A 22,719-nucleotide genomic window follows, 5' to 3' on the forward strand; every position below is an offset into this window, starting at 1 on the left:
CGTCAACAAACGGAAGGTTTTTGTCAGGGAAAGTCCCGCCCCGCATTCCGTGGTTTTTTGTTGACCGACATCGTATAACGCCGTCATGATTTCCTGACAAGAAAGGTCCCATCCACCGACCGAAGTGAGGAGACATGAACACCACCCCGATCGCTCGCCGTGTCCGCCGGATCGCACTCGCCCTGGGCTTCACGCTGTCGGCCGGCGCGGCCGTTGCGGCCCCCGTATCGCTGAACATCGTCGACGTCGCAGGCAACCTGCAGCTCACGCAGAAGGCCATCGAGGCGTTCAAGGAGAAGAACCCGACCCTCGTCGCGAACGTCACGTTCACAAACGCACCCGCGCCGCAGTTGCCGGGCAAGATCAAGGCGATGCAGGCGGCGGGGCGCTCCGACATCGACCTCGTGCTGACGGGCACCGACGCGCTGGCCGCCGGCATCGAACAGAACCTGTGGCAGAAGCTCCTGCCCGACAACGCAGCCGCGCTCCCCGGCGTGCTCGACAAGTACGCGCCCGGCCCGCGCAAGATGCAGGATCTGGCGCAGGGCTTCGGCCTCGAAGTCACCTACATGCCGGCTGGCCCGTTGCTCGAATACAACCCGGCGAAGGTCTCCGACCCGCCGAAGACGCCCGACCAGTTGCTCGCATGGTGCAAGGCGCACCCGAACAAGCTGATCTATGCGCGCCCGGCGAACTCGGGCCCCGGCCGTACGTTCCTGATGGGGCTGCCGTACGTGCTCGGCGACAAGAATCCGCAGGACCCGATCAACGGTTGGGACAAGACCTGGGCATTCCTAAAACAGTTGAACGACTGCGTGCCGTATTACCCGGGCGGAACGTCGGCGGTGATGAAGGAGCTCGGCGAGGGCACGCGCGACATGACCGTGACCGTCACCGGCTGGGATCTCAACCCGCGCGCGCTCGGCATCGTACCGGCCGAATTCAAAGTCCAGGCGTTCGACAACATGACGTGGGTCAACGACGCGCACTACATGGTGATCCCGAAGGGCGTGCCGAAGGAAAAGCTCGACGTGCTGTTCAAGCTGATGAATTTCCTGCTCGAGCCGGCGCAGCAGGCGACGACCTACGACGACGGCTACTTCTATCCGGGCCCGGCGGTGAAGGGCGTGACGCTCGAGATGGCGCCCGCGCACAGCCAGGAAGTGATCAGGAAATTCGGCCGTCCCGAATACGCGAAGCTGCTCGCCGATCGTCCGCACGTGCAGCCGCTCAACGCGCAGGCGATGGTCGCCGCGTTCCAGAAGTGGGATCGCGAGATCGGTTCGCAAAAATCGAAATAACGCATGAACCCGCGGGCGCTCGGGCGCCCGCGCCGACGGAGTTCGCGTAAATGAAGCACAGTTTCGAACGGTTGCGGCTCGACGGCGTGTGCCGCAGTTTCACCAATGCGCAAGGCGCGCAGGTTGCCGCGCTGAACGGCCTCGACCTCGAGATCCGGCGCGGCGAATTCATCGCGCTGCTCGGCCCGTCCGGCTGCGGCAAATCGACCGCGCTGAACTGCATCGCCGGGCTGCAGCCGCTCACGCGCGGCGGCATCTGGCTCGACGACACGCGCATCGACGTGCTGCCGCCCGAGCGTCGCGGCTTCGGGATGGTGTTCCAGAACTACGCGTTGTTTCCGCACATGTCGGTGCTCGACAACGTCGGCTTCGGCCTCAAGATGCGCGGCGTGGCGAAGCAGGAAACGCGGCGGCGCGCGCAGCAGGCGCTCGAGCTCGTGCAGCTCGTCGGTCACGAAGGCAAGCTGCCCGGGCAACTGTCGGGCGGCCAGCAGCAGCGCGTCGCGATCGCGCGGGCGATCGTGATCGAGCCGCCGCTCGTGCTGATGGACGAGCCGTTGTCGAACCTCGACACCAAACTGCGCATCGAGATGCGCGCCGAGATCCGCCGCATCCACACGCAGCTCGAACGCGCGACGATCTACGTGACGCACGACCAGGACGAGGCGCTGTCGATGGCCGACCGCATCGTCGTGATGAAGGAGGGCGTCGTGCAGCAGGTCGCGTCGCCGAAGGACGTCTACACGCGTCCGCACAACCTGCACGTCGCGCGCTTCATGGGCTATCGCAACGTGCTGCCGTTCACGCTCGAAGGGATGGCCGGCGACTGCGTTCGGGTGACAGCCGGTGGCGTGCGCCTCCTCGGCGTGCCGATGGCCGGCTTCGACGCGAAGGACGTCGTGATCGCGCTACGCCCCGACGACATCGAGCGCGCGCAAGCGGGTGCCGACAATGCGTTCGACGCGACCGTCGAGACGGTCGAATACGGCGGCCGCGACTCGCTGATCCGCGCGATCACGCCGTTCGGCCCAATCTGGGCGCGCGTGGCCGGCGAGTTCGCGCAAGGCGAGGCGCTGCGGCTGCGCGTGGCGCCGGCGCGCGCGCTCGTCTATGCGGGAGACGTGCAATGAACGGGCTGCGCCAATCGGCATGCGCGGGGGTACCTCGCCCGGAGGCCGCATGAGCACGCTCGCGACCGGCGGCGCGCCGCGCGATGCGAAGGCGTGGCTCGTCACGCCGGCGCTCGCGTTCATCGCCGCGCTGTTCATCTATCCGTTCGCGTACGGCCTCGTGCTGTCGTTCCAGCCGACGAACGGCGGCGGCGCGCTCGCGAACTACGTGCAGTTCTTCACCGACACCGCGATGTGGCCGACCGTGCTCGTCACGCTGAAGCTCGCGGTGCCGGCGACGCTGCTCAACGTCGGCATCGCGGTGCCCGTCGCGTTCGCGCTACGCCGCAGTTCGCGGTACCAGAAGTTCGTCACGACGCTGCTCGTGATTCCCGTCACGCTCGGCACGGTGCTCGTCGCCGACGGGATGCTCACGTATTTCGGGCCGAACGGCTGGTTTCCGCAGGCGCTGCAGGGGCTGCACCTGTACACCGACGAAGTGCGCCTCACGCATAACTACTGGGGCGTGCTGCTGTCGCTGATCGTGTCGGGCTTTCCGTTCGCGTTCCTGCTGATGCTGTCGTACATCAGCGGCATCGACCCGACGCTCGCGCGCGCAGCCGCGACGCTCGGCGCGAACCCGTGGCAGCAGTTTCGCCGGATCTACCTGCCGCTGCTCGTGCCGGGGCTCACGATGGCCGCGTGCCTGTCGTTCGTGCAGGCGTTCTCGGTGTTCCCGTCGGCCGTGCTGCTCGGCGCGCCGGCCGGCCCGACGCGCGTGATCTCGATCGCGGCGGCCGAAGCCGCGTTCGAGAGCTACGACTATTCGCTCGCGTCGGCGATCGCGATCGTGATGGGCTTCGTGCAGCTGCTGGTGGTCGCGTCGATGCTCGGCGCGCGCCGCTTCTTCTATACGGGTGCGGTCACGGGAGGCAAGGGCTGATGGCGACCGACAATCATGCCGCTCGCACGTGGCCGCCGAAGCACGACGCGCCCGATGCGCGACCCGTCGACGCAAGGGAACCGCACCGGATGAAAAGCAATCTCGCCGGCCGCGCATGGAAGGCGCTCGTCTGGGGGCTGATGGCGTTCTTCCTGCTGAACGTGATGCTGCTGATCGCGACCGTCGCGGTGAACTCGGTCGCGACGCGCTGGTTCGGCACGCCGCTGCCGCAGGGCTTCACGCTGCACTGGTATGCGAAGGCGTGGGAAGACTTCCAGCTCGCGAGCGTGCTGTGGGTGACCGTCGAGGTCGTCGGCGCGGTCGTGCTGCTGTCGATCGCGCTCGGTGTGCCGGCCGCGTATGCGCTCGCGCGCGTGCAGTTTCGCGGCAAGCGCTTCGCGCTGCTGGTGTTCCTGCTGCCGCTGATGGTGCCGCCCGTCACCTACGGGATTCCGATGGCGACCGTGATGTACAAGATCGGGCTGGCGGGCACGCTGCCGGGCGTGATCCTCGCGAATCTCGTGCCGGCGCTGCCGTTCGTGATCCTCGTGATGACGCCGTTCATCGAGCAGATCGACCCGAATCTCGAAGCCGCCGCGCGTATCTTCGGCGCGAACACGTCGCGCTATTTCCGCTACGTGCTGCTGCCGCTGCTCGTGCCCGGCATGCTCGCGGCCGGGTTGCTCGTGCTGGTGCGCACGATCGGGATGTTCGAACTGACGTTCTTCACCGCGGGGCCGAGCACGCAGACGCTCGTCGTCGCGCTGTATTACGCGGTGTTCTCGACCGGCGTGCGCGCGCCGCAGTCGATCGACGCGATGGCGATGATCTACATGGCCATCACGCTCGTGTGGGTCGTGATCGCGTTGCAGTTCGTCAGTCCGACCCAGCTCGTGAGCCGCGTGAAGCAGGAGCGGCAGTAGGCGAGGGCGGCAACGGACGCGCCGGGCCGCCGTGCAATTGGTTACAAATGGATACCGCGCACGATACGCGGACGTTGCAGACTACGCGGCGTTCACCCGATCGACGAATATCCATGAAGTTTCAAACGCTGCTGACACTCGCCGGTGCCTCGACGCTGCTGGCCGCCTGCAATCTGCTCCACGACGGTCCCGGATCGAGCGACGTCGACGCCGCCGTGCGCCGCGCGCTCGAGGCCGAAAACCACGGCGGGCTGAACGCGCTGTTCGGCCAGCCGTTGCCCGTGTCGGCCGACGTCGTGTCGGCGAAACCCGACGGCGACTGCAAGAAGCTCGGCGACCGCACGTACTCGTGCGACGTCGTGGTCACGTGGCGGAATGCCGATTACTCGCCGTCGCGCGCGAACCTGACCTTCGTGAAGGCGGCCGACGGCTCATGGCAGACGTCCGGCGTCGATGCGGCGCTCGTGACGGGCACCGCGAAGTCATTGATCGACCATATCGGCAAGGCTTGGCCGGGCAATGCGGCGAGCGGCGCGTCGGCGGCGAAGTGACGCGAGGGCGGCCAGCCTGGACCGCACTGCTGCTTTTTCCCGATAAAAAAGGGCGCGAGCATCGCGCCTATCTCGTTTGAACGCATCCTCGGTATGCAGCCAGGGTTATAGGGAAAACCCTTATCTCAAGGTATAATTCCGGCCATGAGAGAAAGGTCATCCCATGCCTGAACGCTTCCAAACCCTTGAAAAATTTGTGTTTTCCCTCGTCGTGATGTCCGCCGTCGTGTGCTCGGCCTTCCTCGCGTACGAGCGTCACCCCGAGATCAGGATCGCACTGCACGAAGGCGAAGCGCTGATGCGCGAGAGCGCCAAGTACTCGGTCATCTGCTCGCCGTCCAAGGTCGACCCTTGCGTCGAGATGTCCGCTTACTGAGCCGGCTTTCCGCTTTTCGGGCTTGGGCGACGTCACTACCGGTCTCAATGCCCTGAAGTCGTCTCGTCACGTATTCGGAAACCGGCCGCAAGACAGCGGCGAACGCACGAACCCGTTACGTGCCGAGTCGCCCGCATAAGCAGCCCGCATCCGGTCGGCCCTGCTTCGAGCAATCGAGCGGGGCCGTTCTGTTTGTGCATGTCTGCGCGTATCACACGACATGCCGCGGCTCGCCACCGACGAACGCGGCGACGTTGTCCACGAGCTGATCGGCCAGCGCCTGCATCGCTTCGTCACTGGCCCATGCGACATGCGGTGTCAGGATGAACGCCGGATGCGACAGGATCGCGTGAAACGGATGCGCGGCCGGCAGCGGCTCCTGCGTAACCACGTCGAATCCCGCGCCCGCGATCTGCCCCGACTGCAACGCGTCGACGAGCGTGCTTTCGTCCACGAGCCCGCCGCGCGCGGTATTGATCAGCAGCGGCCGGCGCGCCATCCGCGCGAACGCATGTGCGTCGATCAGATGCCGCGTCGCGGGCGTGAGCGGACAGTGCAGCGTGATCACGTCGCTGACGCGCAGCAGCGTGTCGAGCGGCGCATAACCGTCGCCCGCTGCGTCGTCGTGCGCGGCGAACAACACGCGCATGTCGAGCGCCCGCGCGATGGCGGCCACCGCACGCCCGAGCACGCCGTCGCCGACGATCCCGAGCGTCGAACCGGCCAGGTCGCGAATCGGATGATCGAAGAAGCAGAACTGCCCGCTGTCGAGCCAGCGCCCGCCACGTACCGCGTCGCGATACGCGACGAGGCTGCGGCGCAGCGCGAAGATCAGCGCGAACGTGTGCTCGGGCACCGTACGCATCGCATAGCCGCGAATATTGCTCACGACGATGCCGCGTGCCGCACATGTATCGAGATCGACGATATCGGTGCCGGTCGCGGCGATCGCGATCATCCGCAACCGCCGCGCGTCGGCGAGAGCCGTCGCGTCGAGCCGCACCTTGTTGGTCACGACGATGTCCGCATCGCGGATGCGCGCCGCGACTTCGTGCGCGGCCGTCCGGTCGAACGTCTGCACCACGTGCGGAAACGGAAACGGCTTCAGCACGGTCTGCGGCGACAGCGTCGCGCGATCGAGGAACACGATCTTCGCGGGAGAAGAAACGGAAAACATGGCGGGTCTCGCTGACAGGCGCCCGGCGGCGCGGAACGGATCCGATTCTGCGCGCGGCGCGCGCGCCGCCGTTTGACCGTTGCGGGAGCGTGCTTTCCCGGATGGAAAGGCTGGCGCGTCACACCTGGCCGATACCGCGCTCGCGCCGTCGCCCGCCTTTCCGTTTCGGAAAGTCTGGTTGACCATCGATCGATTTTCGCCGGGCGCGAACGCCGTCATGATCGCCGTCATCGACAACACGATTTCATCGGAGACGGTCATGACACGCCCCCTGGACGGCATCCGCGTGCTGGAACTTGGCCAACTGATCGCCGGGCCGTTCGCGGGCCGGATGCTCGCCGAATTCGGCGCGGAGGTCATCAAGGTCGAGCCGCCCGGCGTCGGCGATCCGCTGCGCAAATGGCGGCTGCTGCACGACGGCACGTCGGTCTGGTGGGCCGCGCAGTCGCGCAACAAGACCTCGCTCACGCTCGACCTGCGCACGCCCGAAGGGCAGGACGTCGTGCGCCGCCTCGTCGCCGACACCGACGTGCTGATCGAAAACTTCCGGCCCGGCACGCTCGAAGGCTGGGGGCTCGGCTGGGACGCGCTGTCCGCGATCAACCCGGGGCTCGTGATGCTGCGCGTGTCGGGCTTCGGGCAGACGGGCCCGTATCGCGACCGCCCCGGCTTCGGCGTGATCGCCGAGGCGATGGGCGGCCTGCGCCACCTGACCGGCGAGCCGGGACGCACGCCGGTACGCGTCGGCATCTCGCTCGGCGATTCGCTGTCCGCGCTGCACGGCGTGATCGGCGTGCTGCTCGCGTTGCGGCATCGCGAACAGCAGGGCGGCAAGGGGCAGGTCGTCGACGTCGCGCTGTACGAATCGGTGTTCAACATGATGGAAAGCCTGCTGCCCGAATATGCGGCGTTCGGCGCGGTGCGCGAGCCGGCCGGCAGCAGCCTGCCGGGCATCGCACCGACCAACGCGTACCGCTGCCGCGACGGCCGGTACGCGTTGATCGCCGGCAACGGCGACAGCATTTTCCGGCGCCTGATGGAACTGATCGGCCGGCCCGATCTCGGCAACGATCCGGCGCTCGCGCACAACGACGGGCGCGTCGCCCAGGTCGCGCGCATCGATGCGGCGATCGGCGAATGGAGCGCGCGTCACGACCTCGACGACGTGCTCGCCGCGCTGAACGACGCGCGCATTCCGTCCGGGCGCATCTACGACGTGGCCGACATCGCGGCCGATCCGCACTACCGTGCGCGCGACATGATCGTCGACGCCGCGCTGCCCGACGGCACCCCGGTGCTCGTGCCGGGCATCGTGCCGAAACTCGACGCGACGCCCGGGCGCATCGAGCGGCCGGCGCCCGCGCTCGGCGCGGATACCGATGCGGTGCTCGAATCGCTCGGCATCGACGCGGCAACCCGCGACGACTGGCGCACGCGCGGCGTGATCTGAAACGACCACCGGGACGAAGACATGAACCCCCATCCGCAACGACTCCATATTCACGAAGTCGCGACCCGCGACGGTTTCCAGAACGAAGCGGCGTTCGTCGACACCGACGACAAGATCGCGCTCGTCGACGCGCTGAGCGCCTGCGGCTACGCGAAGATCGAGGTCACGTCGTTCACGTCGCCGAAGGCGATTCCCGCGCTGCGCGACGCGGAAGCCGTGATGCACGGCATCGCGCGCGCGCCGGGCGTCGTCTATACGGTGCTCGTGCCGAACGTGCGCGGCGCCGAGCGCGCGCTGTCGTGCGGCGTCGACGAGGTCAACCTCGTGATGTCGATGAGCGAGAGCCACAACCGCGCGAACCTGCGGATGACGCGCGAGCAGTCGTTCGCGCAGTTGCGCGACGTGATCGACGCGGTGCGCGGCACGGGTGTCGCGATCAACGTGTCGCTGTCGACCGCGATGGGCTGCCCGATGGAAGGCGACGTGCCGGCCGAAACGGTGCTCGCGTGGATGCAGCGCTTCGCGGATCTCGGCGTGCACGGCTTCACGCTGTGCGACACGACGGGCATGGCGTTTCCGTCGCAGGTGCGCGACTTGTCGCGCCGCGCACGCGAGCGCTTCCTGGCGTCGCAGCTCACGCTGCACTTTCACAACACGCGCGGGATGGCGCTCGCGAACACGCTCGCGGCGCTCGACGCCGGCATCGACCGCTTCGATGCGTCGCTCGGCGGGCTCGGCGGCTGCCCGTATGCGCCGGGCGCGACCGGCAACGCGTGCACCGAGGAACTCGTGCACATGCTCGAACTCGACGGCTACGATACGGGCATCGACCTCGTGGCCGTGCTCGCCGCGTCGGCGCGGCTGCCCGCGCTGATCGGGCACGACGTGCCGAGCCAGATCTTGAAGGCCGGGCGCCGCTCGGACCTTCATCCGCCCCCGCGCGCCGATACCTGCGACATGCCCGCGCAACGCGCTTTCTCGTGAACGTCAACAGAAACAGGAGCGAATCCCATGGCGCTGATCGACCGCCTCGATCATCTCGTGCTGACCTGCGTCGATCCGGAGCGGACGAAGCATTTCTACACCGAGGTGTTGCAGATGCAGCTCGACACCTTCGGCGCGGGCCGGCTCGCGTTCCGTTTCGGTAACCAGAAGATCAACCTGCACGTGCGCGGCGCGGAATTCGAGCCGAAAGCGCACGTGCCGGTGCCGGGCGCGCTCGATCTGTGCTTCATCGCGTCGGTCCCGCTCGACGACGTGATCGCGCACCTGCGGCGCGTCGACTGGCCGATCGTCGAAGGGCCCGTCGAACGCACGGGCGCGACGCAGAAGATCCGCTCGGTCTACGTGCGCGATCCCGACCTGAACCTGATCGAAATCTCCGAACCGATCTGACCGGCCGCGCGAGCACCGGCACGCTGCGCGCACGCCGCCACAATCCTTCGCCGAAAGCGGACACGCAGGCGCCGCGCCCGCCGATTCCGGATAGCCGTGCGCGGCCGCGCTGCGGATAATGGCGCCACGGCGTCGGCGCGGCCGCCGCCTTCGCCGCGCACGGAACCCACCGGCCGCGCGCATCCGCAACCCGATCCAGGCGCTTTCCGAATGACGATCCTCTATCGCGGCATGGACCGCACGGCGCTCGACGCCGCGTACCTGAACACGAAGGCCGTTCCCGATTTCCCCGCGTTGCTGGCGTCATGCCAGACGCGCAGCGCGGCGCTGTACGCGGCAACGCCCGGCCGGCGCGACCTGCGTTACGGCGCGCAACCCGCGCAGCGCTTCGACTGGCTGCCGTGCGGACAGCCCGACGCGCCGCTGTTCGTGTTCATTCACGGCGGCTACTGGCAGCACTGCACGAAAGAGGATTTCGCGTATGCGGCGAGCGGGCCGCTCGCGCGTGGCTACGACGTCGTGCTCGCCGAATACACGCTCGCGCCGGTCGCGACGATGACCGATATCGTCGGCGAGATCGGCGCGCTGCTCGACCATCTCGCGGCCGACCGCGACGGCCTCGGCACCGCGGGGCGGCCGATCTACCTGAGCGGCCATTCGGCGGGTGGCCACCTGACGGCCATGCATCGCGCGCATCCGGCCGTCGTGTCGGCACTCGCGATCAGCCCGCTCGTCGATCTCGAACCGATCGCGCTGTGCTGCCTGAACGACAAGCTGCAGCTCACCGCGCGCGAAGTCGACGCATACAGTCCGCTGCATCACATCGGGCCCGGCGCCCCGACCGTCATTGCGGTCGGCGACGCCGAACTGCCCGAACTCATCCGGCAAGCAGACGTCTACGCGACGGCGTGCGAAGCCGCCGGCGAGCGGATCGTCCGCACATGGCTGCGCGGCATGCAGCACTTCGCGGTGCTCGACGATCTCGCGACGCCGGACGGCGCGATGCTCGACGCCTTGCATGCAATCGCGCCGCGCTAGCCGGGCCATATCCCGCCATATCGCACGCGCACGGCCCGGCGTATGATCGGCGTCAGGCCGGCGCGCTGACGGCATACCCCGGCACGGCCTTCCAGGATTCCACGACATGGTGAACCCGCTTCATTTCGATCTGCAGTCGCTGCGCGTGTTCGCGCTCGTCGCCGAGCACGGTAGCCTGACGAAGGCGGCCGAACACGGCCAGCTCACGCTGTCCGCGGTCAGCAAGCGCATCGCCGAACTCGAAAGCGTGACCGGCAGCGCGCTGTTCGTCCGGCATGCGCGCGGCGTCGAGCTGACGCCCGCGGGCCGCGCGCTGCTCGATCATGCGGCGAAGGTGATCGAGCAGGTGAACCGGATGGCGCACGAGATGAGCGACTACGTCGCCGGCGTGCGCGGCCATATCCACGTGTGGACCAATACGTCAGCGATCGTCCAGTTCCTGCCCGCCGATCTTGCCGCGTTCCTCACCGACCACCCCGGCATCAAGGTCAGTCTCGAGGAGCGGCTGAGCCACGAGATCGTCGACGCGCTCGCGTCGGGCAAGGCCGATCTCGGCGTATTCGCCGACAACGTGCCGGCGCCCGGCATCGACCGGCGGCTGTACCGGCGCGACGAACTCGTGCTGCTCGTGCCGCGCACGCACCGGTTCGCCGCGCGCGACAGCATCCGCTTCGCGGATACGCTCGACGAGGACTACGTAGGCTTGAGCGACGGCAGCTCGCTGCTCGCGCGGATGACCGACGCCGCGTTCGCGGCCGAGCGCTCGCTGAAGCTGCGGATCCAGGTATCGAATTTCGACGGTGTGAGCCGGATGATCGAGGCCGGCCTCGGCATCGGCGTGCTGCCGCGCGACGCGGTGACCGGCGAGCGCGCGGCGCGGCTCGGTGTCGTGAAGCTCGACGACGCGTGGGCAACGCGCACGCTGTGGGTCGGCGTGAAGGCCGACACGGTGCTGACGACCGACGTCGCGAAGCTGTTTGATTTCATGTCGGCGCGGTGAATGCGATGGTGCGATAGTGCGATGAAACGGCGACGCACGGGCATGCGCCCGTGCGCTCCGTGCCGACTGCCGCGTCAAACCGGATTGATCTCATCCTGGCTGCGCCGCGTGGTCAGCGGCCCCAGCACGCGCAGCGTGACGGCGACGACGCCGAGCGCGGCCGAGATCACGCCGAACATCGCGCCCGCGCCGTAGTTGACGAGCACCGGCAGCAACACGAACGGCAGCGCGCCGCTGACGATGCGCGACAGCGCATAGGTGCTCCCGATCGCCGTCGAGCGTACGCGTGCCGGGAAGATCTCGGCCTGATACACGTGATACGCGTTGCTGAACACGTTCGACGCGCACGTCGTCAGGAATCCGAAGCCGACGATCAGCACGGTATTGCCCGAATACGCGAAGCACAGCCCGAACACTGCGATCGACAGGATCGACACGATCACGAGCGTGCGGCGCTCGATCCAGTTGAGCAGCGGAATCGACAGCAGCGAGCCGATCGGATAGCCGATGAACGATAGCGCGATGAACAGCGTGCTGTCCGTCACGTCGAAACCGCGACTCTTCACGACCGTGCCGGCCAGCGTACCGAATCCGTAATAGCCGAAGCCCTGGAACAGGTGAAAGATCGCCAGCATCAGGTAGCGCGCGCCATACGGTTGGCGGCGCAGCAGCGCGATGCGCTCGCCGAGCCCGAGCGGCCGCTGCGGCTCGGCCGGTTCCGCGAAGTGTTCGGGCGCGCGCACGCCGGCGCTTTCCGCAAAGCGCCGCAGCGCCGCGTGCGCCTCGGCCGTGCGGCCTTGCGCGAGCAGCCAGCGCGGGCTTTCCGGCAGCCGGTGCTGGACGAACAGCACGTACACGGCGCCGAGGCTGCCGATCGCGAGAATGATGCGCCAGCCGGCGACGCCCGCCACATGCAGCGGGTTCAGCCACAGCGCGAGAAAGCCGACGAGCGGCACCGCGACATACGAAGTCGTATAGGCCCACGCGGCGAGCCGGCCGCGCTTGTCCTTCGGCAGGATTTCGGACAGGAAGCTGTCGGCAACCGGATAGATCGCGCCGACGCCGATGCCGGTCAGGAAACGGCAGGCCACGAGCATGTCGGCGTTCACCGAAAACGCGCCGACCAGCGAGAACGCGCTGTACCACCCGAGCGTGAGCAGGAACGCCTTGCGTCGGCCGATACGGTCGGCCAGGCTGCCCAGGCACATCGCGCCGACGAACATGCCGATGAACGCGGACGCCAACAACAGCTTGAAATCGGCGCTTTGTCGACTCAGCCCGTATTCGTGCTGCAACGCCGAGCCGATCGTACTGACGAGAAAGATCTCGTACATGTCGAAGAACAACCCGATGCCGATCACCCAGACGACGAATCGATGCAACGCACCGACCGGCAGATCGTCCATGAAATCGCCGAGCGTGACGCGGCGGCCGGGGAGGGTCGCCGTGTCGACGCCGGCGCCTGCGGAGGCGGCCGGCGGGCGGGCGGACGCGGGTCCGCCCGCGTGGCCGTCGAGGTCGAGGGATTGGCTGTTCATCGTGTCTCCTGATTATCGATATGCGGTGTTGCGGGTTCTGGCCGTTCGCGACCCGCGTAACACGTCGGCCGCCCGGCGCGACGACAGGCATCGCCGGGCTCGCGCAAGCGTCTGCCATGCGGGTTGCGCCGATCGTCCGATACATGGTGGGCAAATCGGCGGCACGTGATAATTGAGGATGTCTCAAGCCTCCTTTCCTGAGCAGAAAGGGTGGGGCGCGCGCGGTGGCCAGATTCGCGCGGCAGGCCGTTGCAGCCTGCGTGGCGGGCGGGTGCATATCGAAAACGATGCGCACCCGCGCGATCCCTTGGCCCGGGAAAACCATGACGCCGATTCTAGGGATGAAACCGGAAATGCGATACCTGTCGCCGCGCGCGGTAGATTTGCAATGTCCTGTATCCGCGCCGACTACCGATACAGTGCGATACACCGCCCGCGCGCGGGTTCGCTATAAAGCAGGCATGACCTCTTCCGGAGTCCATCATGTCTGCAACCTGGTTCAAGGGGTCCTGCCATTGCGGGGCCGTCAAATTCGAAGTCACGACGGCGATTGCGCCGGCCATTCGCTGCAACTGCAGTCTGTGCCGCCGACGCGGCGCGTTGATGAGCCCGATGTTCGCCGCCGCCAATCTGAGCGTCATCGAAGGCGAGGACGCACTGACGTGCTATCGCTTCAACACGCACACCGCGCGTCACTACTTCTGCAGCGGCTGCGGCGTCTATCCGTTCCACCAGACCCGCAAGGATCCGGCCTGCTGGCGCGTCAATCTCGGTTGCCTCGACGGCGTCGATCCGTATGCGCTCGACGCGGCGGTCGCCGATGGCGCGAGCCTCTCGGTCGTGGAGGACGCATGAAACGCTGGCTGATGATCCTGCTGTTTGCCGCGGGCGGGCTCGCGACCGAAATCGCGCATCCGGTGCAGTGCACGTTGCTGTCGGTGAGCCGTCAGCAAACCGGCAAGCGCCGCAAGCCGGGCTGAGCGCGCGGCGCGTCGGCCGATCGCCCCCGATTATCATGCTTCCGATAAGATCGCATGCGATATATAATGCGATTGTCTGCGACCGTTCGTGTCGCTGGAGGAAGTCCATGAAACCGACCGAAACCCCGTCGCCTGCCGCGCCGAAGCTGTCCGAGTTCCTGTGCTTTGCGATCTACTCGGCGAACCTCGCGTTCGGCAAGGCGTACAAGCCGATCCTCGACGAGCTCGGCCTCACGTATACGCAATACATCACGATCATCGCGCTGTGGGAGCAGGACAACCAGACCGTCGGCCAACTCGGCGAGAAGCTGTTCCTCGAATCCAATACGCTGACGCCGATCCTGAAGAAGCTCGAGGCAATGGGCTATCTGGAGCGGCACCGCGATCCGTCCGACGAGCGCCAGGTGCTCGTCAGCCTGACGAAAAGCGGCCGCCGCGTGCGCGAGAAAGGGCTCGACATGAACCTGGTCGAAGCGACCGGGCTGAAGCCGGACGAGTTCGCGAAGGTGCAGAAGGCGATCGTCACGCTGCGCGGCAACCTGATCCGCTCGACCGACGCATAAAAACACTCAGGCGCGACAAGCGGCCGACGCGGGCATCGCGCCGGCCGCGCGGTCATGCGCGCGCATCGTCCAGCACCAGCAGGTGCATCTCGCGACGGACGACGAAACCGAGCGCGAGATAGCGCTCGATCGCCACCTGGTTCGTCGTGAGGACGTGCAGGAAAGGCGTTTGCGAACGCGCACCGATCGTCGCGATCAGCGACCGGATCAGCCGCGCCGCCAGCCCTTGCCGCCGAAACGCGGCATCCACGCAGACGGCGCTGATCTCGGTATATCCGTCCACCTGCATCCGCTCGCCGGCCATCGCGGCCAGCCGGCCGTCACGGCGCACGCCGATGTAGTGGCCGAGCTCGAACGTGCGCGGGCCGAACGGGCCCGGCTGCGCGGCGGCGGTCAGCGCGAGCATGTCCGGCACGTCGGCTTCGCCGAGCGGAACATGCTCCGATTCGGGGGCCGGCTCGAACGTCCGTTCGCAAGTCATCTGAAGCAACGTCGCGCGCCGGATCACCGACAATCCCGCCGGCGGCTCGATTTCGTTCGGCGTAACGAGCGCCGCCGGCCTGTGTGCGGCGATCAGCGCGCGCAGTGCGTCCAACGACGCCGGGCTCGCGTCGTCGATCGCGGCGAACGGCGCGATGGCCGTCGGGAACCGCAGCGCACGGCCGTCGCCGAGCGCAAAACGGCGCTGCCTGCCCGTGAGCGCATTCCAGACGACCCGGTCGAGCACGTGCGCATCGCCTGTCGTGTTTGCGGTCATCGCGTCCGGCATCGGCGGCTCCTTGATGGAAGATGGGGGCCGCACAGAATAATCCTGGATGGGCCGGGCAGGTAGCTCCGTCAACGCAGATCCGCGCAACATGAAAAAAGCGCATGCGATTACATCGCATGCGCTTTATATGGGGACTTCGGCGACCGAATTCGCCGTACCGCGCTCAATGTCCGAAATAGATCGAGCGCTCGGCGGTGCGCAGCGTGTTTCGGCTGCCGGACTGCGAGGCGCCGCCGGCGTCGTTGCCGTAACCGGCTGTCTTCGTGTCGGCCGCGACGGCGCCGTCGTCCCGAATCCGTTTCAGCGCCGCCTGGATATTGTCCGGGTAGTTCGGATCGTTGGGGCGATTCGGCTGGTAGCCGGCTTGCTGCAACGCGGCCAGTTCCGCACGCACCTGCGCACGGGTGACGGTGCTTTCGCTTGCAAAAACCGGCGCGGCGACGGTGGCCGACACGGCAACGAGAAGGGCGGCAATCAGTTGGGTTTTCATTTTTCACCTCGATAGAAAAGGAATTCGGGAAGCGCACCGCACGCCGGCCATCGGCGTCGTTCGCGTGTTCGTTCAATGGCCGAAGTAGATCGAGCGTTCGGCAATACGCGTCGCCGGCCGGCTGCCCGACTGCGTCGCGGCTGCGGCATCGATGCCGTAACCGGATGCCGACGTATCGGCCGCCACCGCATCGTTCGCATGAATGCGCGTCAACGCGGCCTGCAGGTCGGCCGGGTAATGCGGATCGTTCGCGCGGCCCGGCCGATAGCCGGCTTGTTCAAGCTGGACGAGCTCGGCGCGTACTTGCGCGCGGGACACGACGCCTGCGTCGGCAAACGCCGGTGCGGCGACGGAAGCGGAAACGGCGACGAGAAGGGCAGCGATCAATGGGGTTTTCATCATTCACCTCGAAAAAATGGCATCAGGAATAAAAGGACTCGCGGTTCACGTACCGGTGGGGTGCTCAGTGACCGAAGTACACGGAGCGCTCGGCTACGCTTGCGACATAGCGGCGGCCGGATTGCGTCGCGGTGTCGCCGTTGCTGCCGTAGCCGGCAGCCTGTGCGTTGGCCGCGACGGCATCGTCGGCGTGGATCTGCGTCAGCGCGGCCTGCAGATCGTTCGGGTAGGTGGCGTCGGTCGCGCGGTTCAGCGGATAGCCGACGTGTTGAAGCTGCGCGAGTTCGGCGCGCACCTGCGCACGCGTCACGGCGGCTTCATTGGCAAACGCCGGAGCGGCAACGGCAGACGAAACAGCGACGAGCAGCGCAGCGATCAATTGAGTCTTCATTTTTCACCTCGATAGAAAAGGAATCGGGAATTCGAGAAGGCGGCGTTCGGCCGCCCGATGCAACGTTCAGGCGATCCGGATGTGCCAAGATCGACTTCGGCGTCGACCGCGAGATCGGCCGGCAGCGTCACCTTCTCGGCACGCGCCGCAAGCTGCATCGCGCCGATGAAGCAGGCCGACCAGCCGGCCGCGAACAGCTGTTCCGGGTTGGTGCCGGTGCCGGCGCTGCCCGGCGACGACAACTGGATGTCGAGGCGGCCGTCGGAACTGCGCGCCGCGCCGTCGCGGCCGCCGGAAGTCGTATGCGTCTTGCCCGTGTACAGCACTTTGTCGATCTTGCTCATCATTTGCTCCGTCAGTTGAGGTTTGTGTCAGATGCGATTCGATCGCATGCGACGCAGTTTCCGCCTGGCCGCCGCTTGCGTCAAGCGCATTCGATTAAATCGCATGCGATATTTTGTATTTCAATGTATCTGAAACGGGCAGCGCCTTTCCTGGCAAGGCTTTTCAGGCGATTTCGCCCCCAATGAACCACGGCTGCCCAGTGGACGATGCGGTTTCGCCGCTCTGGTTCTTGGCCGATAGGGTTCGGACGCTCGGCAAGGTGATCGCCGCGCGCGAATGTCGAAACGTGGCGAGCGCTCGCGACGGAACCGATTTCCCGGTGGTTTGATGACCTGAACCTTCTGTCGCGGAACATGCAGTTGGATAAAACAATGCATCTATCCAGATAACTTTTCTTATCACAATAGCACTGTTGGCAAACCAAACTCGCCGTTTCAAAAACGCGCGGGCCACCGAACGTGCGCTCGATTCGAAGGGCAGGGAACTGAATGCGCCATCACGCCGGCGCGCTCATCCGCGCAAACAGCACCGTCAACACCTCCGCCGTTGCGCGCGAGACGTCGTGTGCGGTCGTGTCCACCAGCGCGTGCGCGCATTCGCGATACAGCGGGTCACGCATCCGGTACAGCGCGGCGAGCGTCTGCCGCGGCTCGCCCGCCTGCAGCAGCGGCCGACACCGCGCGTCGTCGCGCGTACGCCGCCACAGCACATCGGGGTCCGCATGCAGATAGATCACGCTGCCGCGTTCGCTCAGGCGTGCGCGGGTGCGCGGATTCAGAACCGCGCCTCCGCCGGTCGCCACGACCACGTTCGCGCGCTGCGTCAGCTCGTCGACGATCTGCGCTTCGAGCAGCCGAAAGCCGCCTTCGCCCACCCGGTCGAACAGCGCGGCGACCGAGCGCCCCATGCGCCGCTCGATCTCGTCGTCGCTGTCGGCGAACGACCAGCCGAGCGACGCCGCGAGCGCGCGGCCAAGCGTCGACTTGCCCGCGCCCATCATGCCGACCAGAAACGCGCGCCCGCCGGCCGTCGCTACGGCGGTGTTCATAACCGTCGCGCGAGCGGCCAGCGCGCCCGCGTCGCCAGACAGATCCGTCGCGCGCGCACTGCGTCCGACAGCGTGTCGAGCGCCGCGCCGGTCGACGCGTCATCGGCGTCGAGCAGCGCGCCGAGTATCGGCTCGTCCGGATCGCCGGCCGCGATGTGTTCGGCCGCATCCGCCGCAATGGTTCGCGGCGTGCGTTCGGGCCCCGCGTCGCGGTCGGGCCGTCGCCACCTGTCGTGCAGATCGCGCCATCGCACGACCAGCCCGGAGAGCAGCGCACCGCCCGGCACGGCCGCGTCGTCGCGTGCCATCGCCGAGCCGTCGGGCGTCGTCGTACACCGTGTGACCCAGCTCGCGAATTCGAGCAGCGACGCATCGTGCGTGACCGTCGCCGCGTCGAGCGCGACGGCCACGCCGGCGTCCCGCAGCCGGCCGAGCAGCGTCCGCACGCCGTCGTGCGCGCCACCGCACGGCTGCAGCAGCACCTCCAGCTCGTCCTCGTGGCGATACGCGAGCGCACGGTGCCGCTCGAGCGCAGCCGGCCCGAGCAAGGCCTGCGCCGCATGCCGGACGATCACGATCGCGCGATCGTCCCGCCGCTCCACGATCGCGCCGATCCGGCGCCGGGCGCGCGCCACCGCGCAGCTCACGTGTCGCCCCCGAATGGGTGCGCACGCATCACAGCGACCCCTGGAATTCGAGCACGCGCGTCTTGAATTCGTCGGGCACGGGCAGCGTCGTGTTGTTCGCGTAATCGAACATCACGTGCGTCGACACGCCCCGCGCGACGATGGTCTGGTCGTCGCGCTCCATCAGGTGTTCGAGATCGAAGCTCTTGCTGCCGAAGCGCACGATGCTCGAGCGGATGGTCAGGTTGTCGCCGAATTGCGCGGGCGCGAGGTACTCGCACTGCGTCTTCACCATGATGTGCGGCAGTTTCTCGCTGCGGGGCAGGCCGAGCAGGTCGAACATGTAGCAGAGATACGAATGCTGCAGGTAGTCGTAATAGACGGGGCTGCTCACATGCCCCATCGAATCCGTATCGCGATACTTGACGTGAATAGGGGTTTCGTAATGTCGTTTCGACATGGTGACTCTCCGCAATGACTGGGTTGATTTATATTTTCGAGCCCGAATGGCCCTCGGGCATCCGAAAATTAATCGAACGACTATCGGGCCGCCACTATCAGAACGAATAGCGACGCGCGGCGGAAAGTCGCATCAGCCTGCAGTCCCCTCTGCGAAATCACATCCCCATTTTCGAATGAAACCCAATGAATATGCGGTTCCACACGCCGCAAACGTACACGCACCGGGTTCCTCGATTATCGAATCCGACTCTTATTCTTCTCATTCATAAAGTTATGAATTAGAAACTGATAAATATGTTAGTTGCGCGTAGAAAGCGCCATTCAATACAGTCGCGCTGTAGTGAAAAAATCCCGTTCATTATCGACAGGAGGGCAGTCCCCATGCATGCAAACGCCTGGACGACAAACCGCGACGCCGTGTCGCGCTTGCCGTCCCCTGCGGATCTGGCCGGCGCACTGCCGCCGGCGTGGCGCGCGTCGCGCACCGTTCACACGACCCGCCGCGCGATCGTCGACGTGCTCGATGGCGCGGACGACCGGCTCGTGGTCATCGCCGGCCCGTGCTCGATACACGATCCCGACGCCGCACGCGACTACGCGGCACGGCTCGCGCTGCAACGCGCGCGCTTCGCGGACGAGCTGGAAATCGTGATGCGCGTGTACTTCGAGAAGCCGCGCACGACGGTCGGCTGGAAGGGGCTGATCAACGATCCGCTGCTCGACGGCAGCGACCGGATCGACGTCGGGCTGCAGACGGCCCGCGCGCTGCTGTGCGACCTCAACGGCGCGGAGATGCCGGCCGCGACCGAGTTTCTCGATCCGCTGTCGCCGCGCTACCTGGCCGATCTGGTCGCCTGGGGCGCGATCGGGGCGCGCACCGTGGAGTCGCAGGTGCATCGCGAGCTGGCGTCGTCGCTGCCGATTCCGATCGGCTTCAAGAACGGCACCGACGGCAATGTCCAGGTCGCCGTCGATGCGATGCGCGCGGCGGCGCACGCGCACCGATTCCTGTCGATCGATGCCGACGGCCGGCTATGCGCGAGCGCGTCGCCCGGCAATCCGCATACGCACGTCGTGCTGCGCGGCGGGCGCGAGCCGAACTTCGACGCGGCCGCCGTGCATGCCGCCTGCGAGCGGATGACGGCCGCGCACGTCGCCCCGCGCGTGATGATCGACGTCAGTCACGGCAACAGCCGACGCCAGTACCGGAACCAGCTCGCCGTCGGCGCGGAAGTCGCCGCGCAGGTGGCGGCCGGCGATACGCGCATCGTCGGCGTGCTGATCGAGTCGCACCTGATCGAAGGGCGGCAGGATCTCGTGCCGGGCGTGCCGCTGCGCTACGGGCAGAGCATCACGGACGCGTGCCTGTCGTTCGCCGATACCGCGCAGCTGTTCGAGACGCTCGCGCACGCCGTGCGTACCCGGCGACGCGGCCATGCGCTGCCGCTCGGCGCCGAGTTCGCGCACGAGCCGCTGCTTGCCTGCTGCGCGTGAGCGGCCCGGCGCGACGCGCTCAGATGGCGGCTTCGTCATGGATCCGCGTCGCGTCGCCGACCCACGCATCGCGATAGCGGGCCAGCCAGTGTTCGGCCTGGGTCGGCGCGCCGGCGACGATTTCGTCGAGCGGCGCGAGATACATCGATTCGTCGCGTCCGGCCGCATCGTTGCGCGCCCGCGCGCGCAGGCCGCGATGCGCGATCGCGAGCGCATCGGCCGCCACCGCGCGTAACGACCGGCCGTCGGCCGGCGTGTCGAGCCCGGTACGCGGCACGTCGCGACGCAGCGCGAGCAGCGTGCCGCGGTCGATCTCGGCAGCCAGCGTCTCGGCTTCCGACAGCGCGGCCGGATCGTACAGCAGGCCGGTCCAGAATGCGGACAGCGCGACCATCATGTCCGGCGAGCCGGCATCGGCGCCGCGCATCTCGAGATAGCGCTTCAGCCGCACCTCGGTGAACACCGTGGTCAGATGGTCCGCGAAATCGCCCAGCGTCGGCATCTCGCCTTCGAGATGCGGAATGCGCCGCCGCAGAAAATCGCGGAACGTGTGCCCGGTCGCGTCCGCATAGCGATCGCCGCGCCGTACGAAGTACATCGGCACGTTGTCGAGCAGCCAGCTCACGTAGCGCTCGAAGCCGAAGCTGCGCGACAGGAACAGCGCCGGCACGCCGCAGCGATCCGCGTCGGTATCGAGCCACGTGTCGGCGCGCGTCGACAGCAAGCCCGACGGGCGGCCGTCGCGGAACGGCGAATTCGCGAACAGCGCGGTCGCGACCGGCTGCAACGCGAGCGACACGCGCAGCTTGCGCGCCATGTCGCTTTCCGACGCGAAATCGAGGTTGACCTGCACGGTGCACGTGCGCTGCATCATGTCGAGCCCGCGCGTGCCGACGCGCGGCATGTAGCGCCGCATGATCGCGTAGCGCTGCTTCGGCATCCACGGCAGCGCGTCGCGCGACAGGTGAGGGTGAAAACCGAGCGGCACGCAGCGCAGGCCGAGCGGATCGCATGCCGCACGGGCCGCGGCGAGGTGCGCATGCAGTTCGGTGTGCGTATCGTGCAGCGTATCGAGCGGCGCACCCGACAGTTCGAGCTGGCCGGCCGGTTCGAGCGAGATCGCGGCGCCATCGCGCTGGATCACGCCGACGGTCTGCCCGGCATCGACGATCGGCGTCCCGTCGCCGCGCAGCCGCGCCAGCACCTCGGCGATGCCGGACGGTCCTTCATAACGCGCAGCCGCGTGCGTCGCACGGGAAACGACGAATTTCTCGTGCTCGGTACCGATCCGGAACTGCGCGGCCGGCTTGCAGCCGGCGGCCAGATGATCGGCGAGCTGCTGCTCGGAGACGATCGGCGTGTTGTCCGATCCGACGGCGTTCGACATCGACATCCTCCACAGGTCACATTGGGCGACCGACCGGCCGGTCGCACGGCGACTATAGCGACGTCGATGCGCGCGCAGTACTGGCAGGGGTGATAGGGGGCCGGGCGATGCCGCACGGCATTACGGCTGCTTGCGCTTCGCGAAGTAATGCGCGGGCGAATCGCCGAACGCGCGGCGGAACATCGCGATGAAATTGCTCGGCGTCGCATAGCCGAGCGCGTCCGCGATGTTGGCGACGCTGTCGCCGTTCGCCAGACGTTCGAGCGCATGCGTGAGCCGCGCCTGCTGCCGCCACTGCGCGAAGCTCGTGCCGGTTTCCGCGACGAACAGCCGGCTCAGCGTGCGGGCGGACAGCCCGGCCCATTCGGCCCACGCGTCGAGCGTCCGGCTGTCGTGCGGCTGCCCGAGGATCGCGTTGGCGATCCGCAGCAACCGCCGGTCGCGCGGCATCGGCAAGTGCAGCGGTTCGTGCGGCGCGCGGCGCATCTCGTCGAGCAGCACGACGCTCATGCGCGCCTGCTCGAGGTCGAGCCGGTCCTGGTCGGCCCACGACACCGCGCGCCGCACGAGCGCGCGCATCAGTTCGCTGATCGCGATCACACACGGCTGGTCGGGCATCCGGCGGCTCGCGGCCGGTGCGATCACGACGCTCCAGCCGCTCAGCGCACCGCTGATGCTGACCTTGTGCTGCTCGCCCGGCGGAATCCAGCCCGCGCGATGCGGCGGCAGCAGCCACGAACCGTGCGGCGTGCGCACGTGCGCGAACCCGCTTTCGACGCAGAACACCTGACCGCGCAGATGGCTGTGCCAGTCGACCTCGCGCGTGCCGAGCTGGTAGGTGTTGCTGCCGTCGTCCTCGCCCCAGACGGCGATCAGCGATGGGCCGTCCGCGCGTTCGCTCGGATCGGCGTCGGCGCGTTGCGCCGCGCGGGCGGGAGAGGTGTCTCGGATGGGCATGGCCGGA

26 protein-coding genes and 1 pseudogene are annotated in these 22,719 nt (G+C 67.3%); 15 read left to right on the forward strand and 12 right to left on the reverse strand.

All coding sequences use genetic code 11. From position 1 onward, the window contains the following. Window positions 1-134: 134 nt before the first annotated feature. From KR541_RS08475 to KR541_RS08500, 6 genes are all read left to right on the forward strand, one after another. On the forward strand, window positions 135-1,301 hold the full coding sequence (locus tag KR541_RS08475) for an ABC transporter substrate-binding protein (protein WP_209925654.1): 1,167 nt from the start codon (window positions 135-137) through the stop codon (window positions 1,299-1,301). 50 nt (window positions 1,302-1,351) lie between these two features. Further along, the gene (locus KR541_RS08480) at window positions 1,352-2,431 is read left to right on the forward strand and encodes an ABC transporter ATP-binding protein (RefSeq protein WP_089488650.1); all 1,080 of its coding nucleotides are present in this window, start codon (window positions 1,352-1,354) and stop codon (window positions 2,429-2,431) included. Window positions 2,432-2,480: 49 nt separating this feature from the next. Next, on the forward strand, window positions 2,481-3,353 hold the full coding sequence (locus KR541_RS08485; RefSeq protein WP_209934872.1) for an ABC transporter permease: 873 nt from the start codon (window positions 2,481-2,483) through the stop codon (window positions 3,351-3,353). Next, the gene (locus KR541_RS08490; protein WP_089488443.1) at window positions 3,353-4,276 is read left to right on the forward strand and encodes an ABC transporter permease; all 924 of its coding nucleotides are present in this window, start codon (window positions 3,353-3,355) and stop codon (window positions 4,274-4,276) included. The genes KR541_RS08485 and KR541_RS08490 overlap by 1 nt, the downstream gene beginning before the upstream one ends. A gap of 113 nt (window positions 4,277-4,389) precedes the next feature. Continuing rightward, window positions 4,390-4,827, forward strand: a complete 438-nt coding sequence (locus KR541_RS08495) for a hypothetical protein (RefSeq protein ID WP_050012655.1) — start codon at window positions 4,390-4,392, stop codon at window positions 4,825-4,827. 163 nt (window positions 4,828-4,990) lie between these two features. Then, on the forward strand, window positions 4,991-5,203 hold the full coding sequence (locus KR541_RS08500; RefSeq protein ID WP_046545736.1) for a hypothetical protein: 213 nt from the start codon (window positions 4,991-4,993) through the stop codon (window positions 5,201-5,203). 211 nt (window positions 5,204-5,414) lie between these two features. On the opposite strand, the gene KR541_RS08505 is transcribed toward KR541_RS08500, so the two are convergent. Next, window positions 5,415-6,380, reverse strand: coding sequence for a D-2-hydroxyacid dehydrogenase (locus KR541_RS08505; protein WP_216089638.1), 966 nt, complete (start codon window positions 6,378-6,380; stop codon window positions 5,415-5,417). 259 nt (window positions 6,381-6,639) lie between these two features. Between KR541_RS08505 and KR541_RS08510 the strand changes: the two genes are divergently transcribed. From KR541_RS08510 to KR541_RS08530, 5 genes are all read left to right on the forward strand, one after another. Continuing rightward, window positions 6,640-7,830, forward strand: a complete 1,191-nt coding sequence (locus KR541_RS08510; RefSeq protein ID WP_089488651.1) for a CaiB/BaiF CoA transferase family protein — start codon at window positions 6,640-6,642, stop codon at window positions 7,828-7,830. A 21-nt stretch (window positions 7,831-7,851) separates the two neighbouring features. Beyond that, a complete protein-coding gene (locus KR541_RS08515) occupies window positions 7,852-8,814 on the forward strand; it encodes a hydroxymethylglutaryl-CoA lyase (RefSeq protein WP_089488444.1) in 963 nt (320 codons plus the stop codon). 27 nt (window positions 8,815-8,841) lie between these two features. Continuing rightward, on the forward strand, window positions 8,842-9,225 hold the full coding sequence (locus KR541_RS08520; RefSeq protein WP_216089498.1) for a VOC family protein: 384 nt from the start codon (window positions 8,842-8,844) through the stop codon (window positions 9,223-9,225). 210 nt (window positions 9,226-9,435) lie between these two features. Further along, a complete protein-coding gene (locus KR541_RS08525; protein WP_050012660.1) occupies window positions 9,436-10,263 on the forward strand; it encodes an alpha/beta hydrolase in 828 nt (275 codons plus the stop codon). 106 nt (window positions 10,264-10,369) lie between these two features. Further along, a complete protein-coding gene (locus KR541_RS08530; protein ID WP_089488446.1) occupies window positions 10,370-11,263 on the forward strand; it encodes a LysR family transcriptional regulator in 894 nt (297 codons plus the stop codon). 74 nt (window positions 11,264-11,337) lie between these two features. Here KR541_RS08530 and KR541_RS08535 read toward each other — a convergent pair whose 3' ends face one another. Continuing rightward, complete coding sequence (locus tag KR541_RS08535) at window positions 11,338-12,801, reverse strand: MFS transporter (protein ID WP_050012662.1); 1,464 nt, start codon at window positions 12,799-12,801, stop codon at window positions 11,338-11,340. Between the two features lie 483 nt (window positions 12,802-13,284). On the opposite strand from KR541_RS08535, the gene KR541_RS08540 reads away from it, so the two are divergent. The 3 genes from KR541_RS08540 to KR541_RS08545 all read left to right on the forward strand — a co-directional run bounded on the left by KR541_RS08540 (window position 13,285) and on the right by KR541_RS08545 (window position 14,344). Further along, on the forward strand, window positions 13,285-13,656 hold the full coding sequence (locus KR541_RS08540) for a GFA family protein (RefSeq protein ID WP_050012663.1): 372 nt from the start codon (window positions 13,285-13,287) through the stop codon (window positions 13,654-13,656). After that, the gene (locus KR541_RS36920; RefSeq protein ID WP_256122098.1) at window positions 13,653-13,781 is read left to right on the forward strand and encodes a hypothetical protein; all 129 of its coding nucleotides are present in this window, start codon (window positions 13,653-13,655) and stop codon (window positions 13,779-13,781) included. The genes KR541_RS08540 and KR541_RS36920 overlap by 4 nt, the downstream gene beginning before the upstream one ends. A gap of 107 nt (window positions 13,782-13,888) precedes the next feature. Further along, on the forward strand, window positions 13,889-14,344 hold the full coding sequence (locus KR541_RS08545; protein ID WP_050012664.1) for a MarR family winged helix-turn-helix transcriptional regulator: 456 nt from the start codon (window positions 13,889-13,891) through the stop codon (window positions 14,342-14,344). A gap of 52 nt (window positions 14,345-14,396) precedes the next feature. On the opposite strand, the gene KR541_RS08550 is transcribed toward KR541_RS08545, so the two are convergent. The 8 genes and pseudogenes from KR541_RS08550 to KR541_RS08585 form a co-directional block, all read right to left on the reverse strand. Further along, window positions 14,397-15,113, reverse strand: coding sequence for a GNAT family N-acetyltransferase (locus KR541_RS08550; protein ID WP_216089499.1), 717 nt, complete (start codon window positions 15,111-15,113; stop codon window positions 14,397-14,399). A 163-nt stretch (window positions 15,114-15,276) separates the two neighbouring features. Beyond that, window positions 15,277-15,603, reverse strand: a complete 327-nt coding sequence (locus KR541_RS08555; protein ID WP_050012666.1) for a DUF4148 domain-containing protein — start codon at window positions 15,601-15,603, stop codon at window positions 15,277-15,279. Window positions 15,604-15,675: 72 nt separating this feature from the next. Beyond that, the gene (locus KR541_RS08560; RefSeq protein ID WP_124630378.1) at window positions 15,676-16,002 is read right to left on the reverse strand and encodes a DUF4148 domain-containing protein; all 327 of its coding nucleotides are present in this window, start codon (window positions 16,000-16,002) and stop codon (window positions 15,676-15,678) included. Window positions 16,003-16,066: 64 nt separating this feature from the next. After that, on the reverse strand, window positions 16,067-16,393 hold the full coding sequence (locus tag KR541_RS08565; RefSeq protein ID WP_050012669.1) for a DUF4148 domain-containing protein: 327 nt from the start codon (window positions 16,391-16,393) through the stop codon (window positions 16,067-16,069). Window positions 16,394-16,464: 71 nt separating this feature from the next. After that, window positions 16,465-16,737, reverse strand: a pseudogene (locus KR541_RS08570) (Ohr family peroxiredoxin); the annotation flags it as partial. A gap of 497 nt (window positions 16,738-17,234) precedes the next feature. After that, window positions 17,235-17,786 (reverse strand): shikimate kinase, encoded by a 552-nt coding sequence (locus KR541_RS08575; protein ID WP_050012670.1) that lies wholly within the window; start codon window positions 17,784-17,786, stop codon window positions 17,235-17,237. Further along, complete coding sequence (locus KR541_RS08580; protein ID WP_050012671.1) at window positions 17,783-18,421, reverse strand: hypothetical protein; 639 nt, start codon at window positions 18,419-18,421, stop codon at window positions 17,783-17,785. The genes KR541_RS08575 and KR541_RS08580 overlap by 4 nt, the downstream gene beginning before the upstream one ends. A gap of 40 nt (window positions 18,422-18,461) precedes the next feature. After that, the gene (locus KR541_RS08585) at window positions 18,462-18,872 is read right to left on the reverse strand and encodes an acyl-CoA thioesterase (RefSeq protein ID WP_050012672.1); all 411 of its coding nucleotides are present in this window, start codon (window positions 18,870-18,872) and stop codon (window positions 18,462-18,464) included. Window positions 18,873-19,255: 383 nt separating this feature from the next. Between KR541_RS08585 and KR541_RS08590 the strand changes: the two genes are divergently transcribed. Next, the gene (locus KR541_RS08590; protein ID WP_060733859.1) at window positions 19,256-20,368 is read left to right on the forward strand and encodes a 3-deoxy-7-phosphoheptulonate synthase; all 1,113 of its coding nucleotides are present in this window, start codon (window positions 19,256-19,258) and stop codon (window positions 20,366-20,368) included. 19 nt (window positions 20,369-20,387) lie between these two features. Here KR541_RS08590 and KR541_RS08595 read toward each other — a convergent pair whose 3' ends face one another. Both KR541_RS08595 and KR541_RS08600 read right to left on the reverse strand, forming a co-directional pair. Next, complete coding sequence (locus tag KR541_RS08595; RefSeq protein ID WP_216089500.1) at window positions 20,388-21,755, reverse strand: glutamate--cysteine ligase; 1,368 nt, start codon at window positions 21,753-21,755, stop codon at window positions 20,388-20,390. Window positions 21,756-21,875: 120 nt separating this feature from the next. Continuing rightward, complete coding sequence (locus tag KR541_RS08600) at window positions 21,876-22,712, reverse strand: AraC family transcriptional regulator (protein ID WP_050012673.1); 837 nt, start codon at window positions 22,710-22,712, stop codon at window positions 21,876-21,878. Window positions 22,713-22,719: the final 7 nt, after the last annotated feature.

This window comes from Burkholderia sola, assembly GCF_905400185.1.
Classification (GTDB): domain Bacteria; phylum Pseudomonadota; class Gammaproteobacteria; order Burkholderiales; family Burkholderiaceae; genus Burkholderia; species Burkholderia sola.

What these genes read in the sequence shown, in the direction of transcription:
- KR541_RS08535 (WP_050012662.1), bottom strand. Translation starts at nt 12,801, where the DNA reads ATGAACAGCCAATCCCTCGACCTCGACGGCCACGCGGGCGGACCCGCG.
- KR541_RS08515 (WP_089488444.1), top strand. Translation starts at nt 7,852, where the DNA reads ATGAACCCCCATCCGCAACGACTCCATATTCACGAAGTCGCGACCCGC.
- KR541_RS08600 (WP_050012673.1), bottom strand. Translation starts at nt 22,712, where the DNA reads ATGCCCATCCGAGACACCTCTCCCGCCCGCGCGGCGCAACGCGCCGAC.
- KR541_RS08480 (WP_089488650.1), top strand. Translation starts at nt 1,352, where the DNA reads ATGAAGCACAGTTTCGAACGGTTGCGGCTCGACGGCGTGTGCCGCAGT.
- KR541_RS08560 (WP_124630378.1), bottom strand. Translation starts at nt 16,002, where the DNA reads ATGAAAACCCCATTGATCGCTGCCCTTCTCGTCGCCGTTTCCGCTTCC.
- KR541_RS08595 (WP_216089500.1), bottom strand. Translation starts at nt 21,755, where the DNA reads ATGTCGAACGCCGTCGGATCGGACAACACGCCGATCGTCTCCGAGCAG.
- KR541_RS36920 (WP_256122098.1), top strand. Translation starts at nt 13,653, where the DNA reads ATGAAACGCTGGCTGATGATCCTGCTGTTTGCCGCGGGCGGGCTCGCG.
- KR541_RS08525 (WP_050012660.1), top strand. Translation starts at nt 9,436, where the DNA reads ATGACGATCCTCTATCGCGGCATGGACCGCACGGCGCTCGACGCCGCG.
- KR541_RS08500 (WP_046545736.1), top strand. Translation starts at nt 4,991, where the DNA reads ATGCCTGAACGCTTCCAAACCCTTGAAAAATTTGTGTTTTCCCTCGTC.
- KR541_RS08510 (WP_089488651.1), top strand. Translation starts at nt 6,640, where the DNA reads ATGACACGCCCCCTGGACGGCATCCGCGTGCTGGAACTTGGCCAACTG.
- KR541_RS08545 (WP_050012664.1), top strand. Translation starts at nt 13,889, where the DNA reads ATGAAACCGACCGAAACCCCGTCGCCTGCCGCGCCGAAGCTGTCCGAG.
- KR541_RS08555 (WP_050012666.1), bottom strand. Translation starts at nt 15,603, where the DNA reads ATGAAAACCCAACTGATTGCCGCCCTTCTCGTTGCCGTGTCGGCCACC.
- KR541_RS08590 (WP_060733859.1), top strand. Translation starts at nt 19,256, where the DNA reads ATGCATGCAAACGCCTGGACGACAAACCGCGACGCCGTGTCGCGCTTG.
- KR541_RS08485 (WP_209934872.1), top strand. Translation starts at nt 2,481, where the DNA reads ATGAGCACGCTCGCGACCGGCGGCGCGCCGCGCGATGCGAAGGCGTGG.
- KR541_RS08505 (WP_216089638.1), bottom strand. Translation starts at nt 6,380, where the DNA reads ATGTTTTCCGTTTCTTCTCCCGCGAAGATCGTGTTCCTCGATCGCGCG.
- KR541_RS08495 (WP_050012655.1), top strand. Translation starts at nt 4,390, where the DNA reads ATGAAGTTTCAAACGCTGCTGACACTCGCCGGTGCCTCGACGCTGCTG.
- KR541_RS08550 (WP_216089499.1), bottom strand. Translation starts at nt 15,113, where the DNA reads ATGCCGGACGCGATGACCGCAAACACGACAGGCGATGCGCACGTGCTC.
- KR541_RS08490 (WP_089488443.1), top strand. Translation starts at nt 3,353, where the DNA reads ATGGCGACCGACAATCATGCCGCTCGCACGTGGCCGCCGAAGCACGAC.
- KR541_RS08565 (WP_050012669.1), bottom strand. Translation starts at nt 16,393, where the DNA reads ATGAAGACTCAATTGATCGCTGCGCTGCTCGTCGCTGTTTCGTCTGCC.
- KR541_RS08475 (WP_209925654.1), top strand. Translation starts at nt 135, where the DNA reads ATGAACACCACCCCGATCGCTCGCCGTGTCCGCCGGATCGCACTCGCC.
- KR541_RS08585 (WP_050012672.1), bottom strand. Translation starts at nt 18,872, where the DNA reads ATGTCGAAACGACATTACGAAACCCCTATTCACGTCAAGTATCGCGAT.
- KR541_RS08530 (WP_089488446.1), top strand. Translation starts at nt 10,370, where the DNA reads ATGGTGAACCCGCTTCATTTCGATCTGCAGTCGCTGCGCGTGTTCGCG.
- KR541_RS08540 (WP_050012663.1), top strand. Translation starts at nt 13,285, where the DNA reads ATGTCTGCAACCTGGTTCAAGGGGTCCTGCCATTGCGGGGCCGTCAAA.
- KR541_RS08520 (WP_216089498.1), top strand. Translation starts at nt 8,842, where the DNA reads ATGGCGCTGATCGACCGCCTCGATCATCTCGTGCTGACCTGCGTCGAT.
- KR541_RS08575 (WP_050012670.1), bottom strand. Translation starts at nt 17,786, where the DNA reads ATGAACACCGCCGTAGCGACGGCCGGCGGGCGCGCGTTTCTGGTCGGC.